General features: G+C 64.6%; 6 protein-coding genes. All 6 read right to left on the reverse strand.

Annotated elements, in window-relative coordinates; all coding sequences use genetic code 11:
• Positions 1 to 197: 197 nt before the first annotated feature.
• The 6 genes from QZY48_RS11960 to QZY48_RS11985 all read right to left on the reverse strand — a co-directional run bounded on the left by QZY48_RS11960 (position 198) and on the right by QZY48_RS11985 (position 6,403).
• On the reverse strand, positions 198 to 2,174 hold the full coding sequence (locus tag QZY48_RS11960) for a nickel-dependent hydrogenase large subunit (protein WP_295431081.1): 1,977 nt from the start codon (positions 2,172 to 2,174) through the stop codon (positions 198 to 200).
• A 74-nt stretch (positions 2,175 to 2,248) separates the two neighbouring features.
• A complete protein-coding gene (locus tag QZY48_RS11965) occupies positions 2,249 to 3,355 on the reverse strand; it encodes a hydrogenase small subunit (protein WP_295431082.1) in 1,107 nt (368 codons plus the stop codon).
• Positions 3,356 to 3,460: 105 nt separating this feature from the next.
• A complete protein-coding gene (locus QZY48_RS11970) occupies positions 3,461 to 3,916 on the reverse strand; it encodes a hydrogenase expression/formation C-terminal domain-containing protein (RefSeq protein WP_295431083.1) in 456 nt (151 codons plus the stop codon).
• Between the two features lie 277 nt (positions 3,917 to 4,193).
• Complete coding sequence (locus QZY48_RS11975; protein WP_295431084.1) at positions 4,194 to 5,561, reverse strand: ATP-binding protein; 1,368 nt, start codon at positions 5,559 to 5,561, stop codon at positions 4,194 to 4,196.
• Positions 5,558 to 6,226 (reverse strand): response regulator, encoded by a 669-nt coding sequence (locus QZY48_RS11980; RefSeq protein ID WP_295431085.1) that lies wholly within the window; start codon positions 6,224 to 6,226, stop codon positions 5,558 to 5,560. The genes QZY48_RS11975 and QZY48_RS11980 overlap by 4 nt, the downstream gene beginning before the upstream one ends.
• Before the next feature lie 51 nt (positions 6,227 to 6,277).
• Positions 6,278 to 6,403: a hypothetical protein gene (locus tag QZY48_RS11985; RefSeq protein ID WP_295431086.1), complete on the reverse strand. Its 126-nt coding sequence runs from the start codon at positions 6,401 to 6,403 to the stop codon at positions 6,278 to 6,280.
• Between the last annotated feature and the right edge of the window lie 24 nt (positions 6,404 to 6,427).

The raw sequence follows: 6,427 nt of genomic DNA on the forward strand, positions 1-6,427 counted from the left end.
AAAGTCCCCTGCGTAGCCAGGCCATCCTGGCCTGGCCAGGCTGGAGCAGTCAGGGCTGGAAGCCCTGACTACGCAGGCTCGCTCGCCAGCGATCGGCATGACTTTCATCTGCCGGGGTGGCGCGGGCGCCATGACCGTTAGTCGGCGTCGGTCTCCAACTGTTCGCGACGGGGTGAATACCCCGCCGCTGCGCTCCCTCAACCGCAAGCGTCGCTTGGCGCGCAGACTGCCGAGCGCACGGAGTGGTTGACATCGATCTGCACCAGGGGCTCGCCGTCCGGGTCGACGATATGGACGGCGCAGCCGATGCAGGGATCAAAGCTGTGGATGGTCCGCAACACCTCCAACGGCTTCTTGAGGTCGGCGAGGACATGGCCGGCCAAGGACGTCTCGTAAGGTCCGGGCTCACCGCCGGAATCACGCGGTCCGGCATTCCACTGACTGGCAACGACGCACTGGTAGTTGTCGATCATGCCCGACACACCGTTGAGTTTTACCCAGTGACCCAGGGCCCCGCGCGGCGCCTCGGTGAAACCGAAACCAAAGCCGGAGCCTAAACCGGCCTTCACGGGCCACGACTTCGGCGCCTTGAGGCGCGTGAAGGTGTTGGGATTCCAGTAGGGACCAGTCCTATTGTTGTAATAGAGCTGATACCAACCCGCATAGGCCGCGGTTCCCGACGCCTTATCGGCGGCCCGGCCGGCGATCTGATCGGCGATGATCTTGGTCTCCAGCATCCGCGAGAAGATTCGCCCCAGGGTCGAGTTGAGTTGACCGAAGGTCAGCCCCAAACCGCCCTGTGCCTCCGGATTGGTCCAGAATTTCGTTACATAGGCACGAACCAGCTTGTCCGTGGGCTGGGCCTTGGTGGTGGCGCCCCGTGCATGCATCGTCAGGATGTGCGCGAGCGGACCGACTTCCATCGGCTGACCGGCGTAGCGGGGGGACTTGATCCAGGAATACCTGGCGTCTTCGTCAAGCATGTAATAGGAAGTGCCGTCAGGCCTCTTCCCCTGATCCGGCAGGGGCCCATCATAGTACAGATCGGTCTTGCCAACGTACGGATGCTCACCGGCCTCCGACCCCAGATACCAGGCATGGGCGACATTCTCGGTGACCTTCTTCTCATCGAAGGGGGCCAGCACCGTCGGCGCGCTTGCCCAGATGACGCCCGCTGGAAACACATACCCGTCGGGATAGTCGATCGCGCCGTTCGTGAATTCCGTTCTTACCAATGCCGGGTCCGGGAACTCGCCGAAGCACAGGAAATTCCCGGCGGTAGCGCCGTAATTGGCCCATTCTTTGTATCGCTTTGCCACCAGGACCACGTCCGGTAGATAGACCTGATCGACGAATGCTTTCATGACCGCCGTCGCCGTCTTGATCTTCGTCAAACCCGCGGTGTTGAGCGAGGTACCGCCCTTGTCCTCATTGACCGTACCGGTGTTGCTGCTCAGGGTGCAGGGCATACCGCCCACCACCAGATTGGGGTGGGGGTCCTTGCCGCCGAAGACCGTATGCAGTTTCACCACCTCCCGCGCCCAGGCCAGCGCTTCGAGATAGTGAGAGACGAGCAACAGGTTCTCGTTCGGGGTCAGTTTGTACGCGGAGTGACCCCAGTAACCATTGGCGAAGATGCCGAGCTGGCCGCGGGTCACGAGACCGTTCAGTTTGGTCAGTACGCCCTGGAAATACGCGGCGGTGGGGAGTTGACCGGCATTGGGCTTGTAGCTGGGATTATTGAGCCTGGCCAGCGTGGCGGTCTGGGTCGGATCGGCACCCAGGGCGCTGACGATATCCACCCAATCCAGCGCATGGAGATGGTAGAAATGCATGACGTGATCGTGCACATACTGGGCCCCGATCATCATGTTGCGGATGTAGTCCGCATTCTTGGACACCTTGATGCCGATCGCGTTTTCCACGGCGCGCACCGAGGTCAAGCCATGTACCACGGTACAGACGCCGCAGATGCGCTGGGTGAAGGCCCAGGCGTCCCGCGGATCGCGGCCTTGGAGGATCTTCTCCACGCCGCGCACCATCGTGCTGGCACTCAGTCCTGGGTCGATGATAGTCCCGCCGCCGTTGCCGTCCGGCACGGCGTGCGCTTGAATTCGTAAATGACCCTCGATGCGGGTTACGGGGTCGATGATGACGTTCGGTGTAGTAGCCATTCGCGTTCTCCCAGACTCTTGTATCTATTCGCCTAACCTCCAGGGATAGGCGACGGATTGCCCCGGTGGCGGCACTAATCGTCGTAATCGTCGCCGTCCGTGTGACAGACCTCGCATGGCAGGCCGCGACTATGACCAGACCCGGTGGCGATCGGGACGTAGAAGCCCTTCTGGTTCTTCGCGTTGAGACGATCCCAAAAATCCGGCTCGGAACAGCCGATGCAGCCATGCCCGCTCATCATCGGGAAACTGGTGCCCTGATTCCAGCGGACGCTCGCGCAGGCGTTGTGCGTGACAATGCCTTTGCAGCCAAGCTGATACAGGCATTTACCCTTGCGTGAGTTGCTGTCGTCGAAGGCCTGCGCGAGCGGACCTTCCATGAAGGATGACATGCGATAGCAGCCGTCATGAACTGTTTCGCCGTAAAAGACCGTCGGCCGTTGCAGGCTATCGAGCTGCGGCATCCCCTTGCTCAGGTAATAGAGAATGACGCCGGTGATCACCTCCGGGATCGGGGGGCAGCCGGAGACGTTGACCAATGGCTTGGTGATTCCCAGGCCCTTCATCAAATCGCCGATCGACATCGCCCCGGTGGGGTTTGGGTTAGCCTTGGGCAGACCGCCGAAACTCGCACAGGTCCCGACCGCGACGATCAAGCCGGCCTTCTGCGCCGCGGCTTTGAAGCGGGCGACACCACTGCGCTCCCCACTGATGAAATAACCACTATCCCAGTCGGCCGGGATGGAACCATCCACGACCAGGACATAGCCGGTCTTGGCGGTGAGTGAAAGCAGCAGGTCCTCCGCCTGATCGCCTGCCGCCGCCATCAGGGTTTCCTGATAGTCCAGCGAAATCATGTTCAGAATCAGGTTGTCGATCGTCGTACCGCCGCCGAAGGCAAAGGAGTTGACCATGGACTCCAGACAACCCGTACACTCCTGAAATGACATATAGACCACCGACGGTAAGGTCGCGGAGGTAGCCGCCTGCGCCAGCCGCGGCACCATCGCTTGCGGCAGAGCCAGCAGCGAGGCCAGACCGGCGCAATAGGACATGAAGCGCCGCCGGCTGATACCGAGGGCGAGCAGCCGGGTGGCCGTCGCCTCGTCGAAGGTGGCGGCGCCGCCCGCCTCCGTCTGGGCCGACCCCTGGTCCACTCGGTTCGATAAATCGGTATTCATTGGGTTTCTCCTCATTTGGTCGTTGGCGCTGCGCTGACGGCGGTACGCCGGCGCTCTGCGCTTGTCGAAGACGCTCCACCGCGGGCCCACCACGGGCGCTGCCGGTTACCGCCTCACGCGATCCGGGGTGTCGTCCCGCGGCGGCGGCGGTGCCAGCGCCTGCTCGAGACGCCGCAGACCGGCGCGCATGTCCACCGCATGAGACTTCAGAATCACCGGGAGATCCGTGATTTCGATCACTTCCGTCACGATGGCACCCTGTTCTTTACGGTGCGTCAGCCACCAGACGCCGGGATATTGGGTCTCGGTGATCTCGACCGTGACCTCGGCCTTGACCGTGGCGGTCACCTCGCCGACGGACAGGGCGTCCTTGAGTTGCCGGTAGGTCGCCGCATCCATCCGCGGCACCCGCTTCAAGTCAAGGGCGGCAGCCGTTCCTGAGGCGAGGAATTGCGCGAGCAACTCCATCACCTGATTCAATACGGCGCTGACGACTGGGGATTCACCGGGCAGCGGTTCGGCGCGCTCGGCGAGTACCGGAATGTCGCTTAAATTGGTCATGGGATTGGTATCGCTGATTCTCGGGCAAAGACCATCGGTGCCGTGACCACGCGAAGCGGTGGTGCTCGGTCCACTGGTCGGATATATCGTGCGCTTCGGCGGCTTAAGAAAGCCTTAAGGGATGGGCTCCGGAAACGTGACGTGCGTCACACTTCCGCAACTTCGATCTTTTGGGGTGGCGCGGGCGCCATGGCGGTTGGCGCGACGGCAGTGGGCATTTGCGCCTTGGCGAACCATCCACGGCGCAGGTCTTGGACTCCAGGTTACGGCCCCATGGCTAGGGCGGATGGGCCTTGGGACTGCTGCTGGGTTCAGGGAAGATTACGAGGACACTGAGGCCCACCCCGTCGGCGCCGTCGCGGATCTCGATCCGCAGTCCGTACAGATCGCAGATGCGCCGCACGATGGCGAGCCCGAGACCCGAGCCGGGCTGGGTCTGGCCAGGGGGGCGGTAGAAGCGGTCGAAGACCCGTTCGCGGTCGGCCGCCGGGATCCCGGGGCCGGAGTCAGTCACCCGCAGCGCCACGGTCCCCCGACCCGACCCGATCGCCACCTGGACCCAGCCCCCAGGCGGCGTGTACTTGAGCCCGTTCTCGACCAGGTTGCCGATCAGGATACTCAGTGCCGCCGCGGGGACCGCGACCACGCCGGGCACGCCATCCGCCGCCGCCGCGGTCAAGGTCAGCGCCGCGGCCTGGGCGTCGGCCTGCCGGTCCGCCACCACCCGCGCCGCCGCCCGCACCAGCGAGGCGACGCCCCGCCCGGTTGCCCGCAGTTCGCCCTGGAGGCGGGCCAGCATCAGGAGTTGGGAGATCAACCGGCTGGCGCGATCGACACCCCGAATCAGGTTGTCGAGGGCCGCCTGGCGCTCGGCGGGATCGCCGCTGCGCCGGGCGATCTGGGCATAGGTGTGAATGATCGCAAAGGGGGTGCGCAGTTCGTGGGAGGCATCGGCGGCAAAGCGCCGCTCCGCCGCCAGGGCCTGATCCAGCCGCTCCATCAGGGCATTGAGCGCCGTGGTCAGGGGGCGGATCTCGGTCGGGACGCCGTCCCCGTCGATCGGCTCCAGCCGCTCCGCCGAGCGGCGCCCGATGCTGCGGGCGAGCCGGTGCAGCGGACGCAGGCCCTCGCCCACCGCGAGCCACATCAGGAGCACGCTGACCGGGAGCGACCACAGGATGGGTTTCAGGGCCTGGATGGTCAGGAAGTGGATCAGTTCCTCCCTGATCGTATAGCTCTGCGCCACAAAAAGGACCTCGTCGGGGGCGTTGCCGGGCAGTCCGAAGACCCGCCAGCGCGCCCCCCCGAACGCCTGGTCCGAGAATCCGATGGTCGCCGCCAGGGGGGTGGCCGGGGCTCCACCGAAGCTGGCCACCAGCCGGTCTCCCTGCCAACGCTGGTAACTGAGCTTGGTCTCGTAAGGATGATTCACCGCCGACAGGGCCTGCGGGGTCGCGTTCGCCGCGGGTTGGGGGTCGGTCAGGCTGATCTCGCGTAAGACATGGGCGAGTTGGGCCATCTGGGCATCCATGAGCTCGCCGACCTCATGGCCGGAGCGATCCAGCGTGGTCAGGGCCACCGCGGCCCAGACGATGATCCAGAGGCCGAACAGTGACAGCAGCAGGCGCCGCCGGATCGAGGTCACGGCACCGGGTCGCAGACCAATCGATAACCGACGCCGCGCACCGTCAGGATGCGCCCATGCCCGAGCTTGCGGCGCAGGTTGTGGATATGGACCTCCAGTGAATTGCCCTCGCTGTCACCGTGCCAGCCGCAGGTGGAGGCCTCGAGCCGGGTGCGCGCCACGACCCGGTCGGGGGTCGTCATCAAGACCTCCAGCAGGGCGACCTCCCGCGGCGAGAGGGTCAGCGGTTGCCCGCCCAGGGTCGCCGCACGCTGCGCGAGATCCAGTGTGAGGTCCCCGGCGGACAGCAGCGGTGCCGGGTGACCGCCGCTGCGGCGCACCAGGGCCCGCAGCCGCGCGCTCAATTCGTCCAGATCGAAGGGCTTGACCATATAATCGTCCGCCCCCGCGTCCAGCCCGCCGACCTTGTCCGCCAGCGCATCGCGCGCGGTGAGGATCAGGATCGGCAGGACCGAGCCCGCACGCCGCAGTTCACGCAAGAGCGAGAGCCCGTCGCGTCGCGGCAGCCCCAGGTCCAGGACCAGCACGTCGAAGTGCTCCAGGCTCAGTGCGTGCAGGGCGGGTTCGGCGGCCTGCACCCAGTCGGCGGCAAAGCCGTCCTGAGCGAGGCCGGTCTTAAGCCCGGCCCCCAGCAGTGAATCATCCTCGACGATCAGGACGCGCATCGATCGCCGTTCCTGGGGTCCGAACGGTGGTCGCCAACGGGACAGTGCATTTCATACTCTCCACTCGTGGTCGTTGTCGTTGTCGTTGTCGTTGTCGTTGTCGTTGTCGTTGTCGTTGTCGTTGTCGTTGTCGACGTTATCGTAGCGCCTCGGATTCTCTCGCACTCGAAATTGCACCGCTTCTCCGATTACGATTACGAC

The sequence above is a fragment of the uncultured Thiodictyon sp. genome, from assembly GCF_903828115.1.
Lineage (GTDB): Bacteria > Pseudomonadota > Gammaproteobacteria > Chromatiales > Chromatiaceae > Thiodictyon.

Coding starts and splice junctions, on each gene's coding strand:
- QZY48_RS11960 (WP_295431081.1), bottom strand. CDS start 2,174: ATGGCTACTACACCGAACGTCATCATCGACCCCGTAACCCGCATCGAG.
- QZY48_RS11965 (WP_295431082.1), bottom strand. CDS start 3,355: ATGAATACCGATTTATCGAACCGAGTGGACCAGGGGTCGGCCCAGACG.
- QZY48_RS11970 (WP_295431083.1), bottom strand. CDS start 3,916: ATGACCAATTTAAGCGACATTCCGGTACTCGCCGAGCGCGCCGAACCG.
- QZY48_RS11980 (WP_295431085.1), bottom strand. CDS start 6,226: ATGCGCGTCCTGATCGTCGAGGATGATTCACTGCTGGGGGCCGGGCTT.